Source organism: Mesorhizobium sp. M7A.F.Ca.ET.027.03.2.1, assembly GCF_003999175.1.
In the GTDB taxonomy this organism is placed as follows: domain Bacteria; phylum Pseudomonadota; class Alphaproteobacteria; order Rhizobiales; family Rhizobiaceae; genus Mesorhizobium.
The window spans coordinates 1-3236 of sequence record NZ_RZOM01000719.1 but is presented as its reverse complement, the minus strand read 5'-3'; the positions used below and the strand labels follow the sequence as shown (position 1 = coordinate 3236).

At 60.5% G+C, this 3236-nt stretch carries 2 protein-coding genes and 1 pseudogene; all 3 read left to right on the top strand.

The genetic code is table 11. The features are described from left to right. Window positions 1–326 precede the first annotated feature (326 nt). Window positions 327–1919: an ABC transporter substrate-binding protein gene (locus tag EN750_RS25580; protein ID WP_127330705.1), complete on the top strand. Its 1593-nt coding sequence runs from the start codon at window positions 327–329 to the stop codon at window positions 1917–1919. 50 nt (window positions 1920–1969) lie between these two features. Beyond that, window positions 1970–2977, top strand: a complete 1008-nt coding sequence (locus EN750_RS25575; RefSeq protein ID WP_127398204.1) for an ABC transporter permease subunit — start codon at window positions 1970–1972, stop codon at window positions 2975–2977. 70 nt (window positions 2978–3047) lie between these two features. Continuing rightward, window positions 3048–3236 (top strand): annotated as a pseudogene (locus EN750_RS25570) (dipeptide ABC transporter permease DppC); the annotation flags it as partial.

The window sequence follows — 3236 nt, the reverse complement described above, 5'->3', positions numbered from 1 at the left end:
TGCGGCAACACGGCGAAAGATTTGCCGTCGAAAGTCCTTGCCGCCGCCAGCGCTGCCAAACGGTGTTCTGGCGCATCCCTCGGCCGCTCGGAAGCGCGGGGAACATTATATCGTCAGCTTGGCGATCAATAAAAAAATTCGGTTGTTAATAATCTCGTGAATGGAAGAAACTGCTAATTTTTTCTCCAATTTGGCAAAATAGCGGATTTTTTTCCTGCTTCCCGCGGGGTAAGCAAACGGGGTGTTCCAAAGCCGGAAAAACGGTGCTTATATGCGCGCTTCGCGAGCCTGATAGAGGGGCTTGGAAGAACATCAGGGAGTGCTCAATGAATAAGAAGCTGACTTTTGCAGCCGCGTTGCTGGCTGCAAGCGTCCTGGGCGGCGTGGCCAATGCGAAAACTCTGGTCTACTGCGCGGAAGCTTCGCCGGAGGGTTTCGATCCGGCGCCGTATACCGCAGGCCAGACGTTCGACGCGTCATCGCGCACCGTCTTCAACCGCCTTGTCGAATTCGATCACGGCAAGACGACGACCTCGCCGGGCCTGGCCGAGAGCTGGACGATCTCCGACGATGGCAAGGAATATGTCTTCAAGCTGCGCAAGGGCGTCAAGTTCGCCGCGACCGACTATTTCACCCCGACGCGCGACTTCAACGCTGACGACGTGGTGTTCTCGTTCGAACGCCAGGTCGACAAGAACGGCCCTTGGTTTCAGTACATTCCGGGCATTGCATACCAGTATTACAATGACCAGTTCGGCGAAAACATCGCCAAGGTCGAGAAGGTCGACGACCTGACGGTGAAGTTCACCCTCAAGGAGCCGGCGATCACTTTCATTCCAACGCTGGGCATGGATTTCGCTTCGGTCGTCTCCAAGGAATATGCCGACAAGCTGCAGGCCGACAAGACGCCTGAGCTGTTCAACCAGAAGCCGATCGGCACCGGTCCGTTCATCTTCGTCGACTACCAGACCGACGCCGCCATCCGTTACAAGGCCAACCCGGACTATTGGGGCGGCAAGCAGAAGATCGACGATCTGGTCTTCGCCATCACCACCGATCCGGCGGTGCGCGCGCAGAAGCTCAAGGCCGGCGAATGCAACATCATGTCGTACCCGGCACCGGCCGACATCGCAGGCCTGCAGGCCGATCCGAACCTGAAGGTCGAGGAGCAGGAAGGCCTCAATGTCGGCGCGCTGATGTACAACACCCAGCAGAAGCCGTTCGACGACGTGCGCGTCCGCAAGGCGCTCAACATGGCCATCAACAAGAAGGCCATCATCGACGCCGTCTTCCAGGGCGCCGGCCAGGTGGCGATCAATCCGATCCCGCCGACCATGTGGTCCTACAACAAGGAAGTGAAGGACGATCCTTACGATCCGGATGCAGCCAAGAAGCTGCTTGAAGAGGCCGGCGTCAAGGACCTCAAGATGAACGTCTGGGCCATGCCGGTGTCGCGCCCGTATATGCCGAACGCGCGCCGTACCGCCGAGCTGATCCAGGCGGACTTCGCCAAGGTCGGCGTCACCGTCGAGATCGTCAGCTATGATTGGGGTGAATACCTCAAGCGCGCTTCCGCGGTCGATCACGACGGCGCCGTCATCGTCGGCTGGACCGGCGACAATGGCGATCCGGACAACTTCCTCGGCGTGCTCCTGAGCTGCGCTTCCGTCGGTTCGAACAACCGCGCGGAATGGTGCAACAAGGACTTCGATGCGCTCATCAACAAGGCCAAGACCGTTTCGGATCAGGCCGAGCGCACCAAGCTCTATGAACAGGCACAGGTCATCTTCAAGGAACAGGCACCCTGGGCGACGCTCGCTCACTCCAAGGTGTTCATGCCGATGCAGAAGACCGTCACCGGCTTTGCGATGGATCCGCTCGGTATCCACCGCTTCGACGGCGTCGATATCGCCGAATAAGGTTGCGAAACGGGGGCGCCACCATATGGTGACGCCCCCACTCGCCCGCCATGCTGCGTTATATCCTCGGCAAGCTCGCCCTCATCATCCCGACCTTCATCGGGATAACCATCCTCGCCTTTGGCTTCGTGCGCATCCTGCCCGGTGATCCGGTGCTGGTGCTTGCGGGCGAACGCGGCCTGTCGCCCGAACGCCACACGGCGCTGATGCACCAGTTCGGTTTCGACCTGCCGATCTGGCAACAATATCTGACCTATCTGACCAACATCCTCAGCGGTGATTTCGGCACCTCGTTTTCCACCAAGACGCCGGTGCTGAAGGATTTCCTGGTGCGCTTCCCGGCAACGGTCGAACTCGCCATCTTCGCCATGATCTTTGCCGTCATCCTGGGTGTCGCCGCCGGCATCTTCGCCGCCATCCGTCGCGGTTCCTGGTTCGATCAGCTGACGATGGGCACGGCGCTGGCGGGCTATTCCATGCCGATCTTCTGGTGGGGCCTGCTGCTGATCATCGTCTTCTCCGGCACGCTGCACTGGACGCCGGTTTCCGGCCGCATCGACCTTCTCTATTTCTTCAAGCCGGTGACCGGTTTCATGACCATCGATTCGCTGATCTCGGGCCAGAAGGGCGCATTCCGCTCGGCACTGTCGCACCTCGTCCTGCCCACGATCGTGCTCGGCACTATCCCGCTCGCAGTCATCGCCAGGCAGACGCGCTCGGCGATGCTCGAAGTGCTGGGTGAGGACTATGTCCGCACCGCGCGTGCCAAGGGCCTGGCGCCGCGCCGCGTCATCGGCCTGCATGCCTTCCGCAACGCGCTGATCCCGGTCGTCACCACCATCGGCCTGCAGGTCGGCACGCTTTTGACCGGCGCCATCCTGACCGAGAGCATCTTCTCCTGGCCCGGCATCGGCAAATGGATGATCGACGCCATTTCCAAGCGCGACTATTTCACCGTGCAGGGCGGGTTGCTTTTGATCGCGCTGATCGTCATGTCGGTGAACCTCATCGTCGACGTGCTCTACGCCGTCATCAACCCACGCATCCGGGCCAACTGACATGAGCAACGAAGGCCCAGCCACCATCGAAGCCGCGACCGTCGTCAAGCCGCAGGACGCCAGGCTGCAGATGTTCGGCGAGTTCTGGCATTACTTCTCCGTCAACAAGGGCGCGGTGATCGGGCTCTTCGTCTTTGCGCTGCTGATCCTGATCGCCATCTTCGCGCCGCTGCTGGCGCCCCATTCGCCGGACGATCAGTTCCGCGACTTCTTCCTGACGCCGCCGGCCTGGCAGGAAGGCGGCAACGCGCAGTTCCTG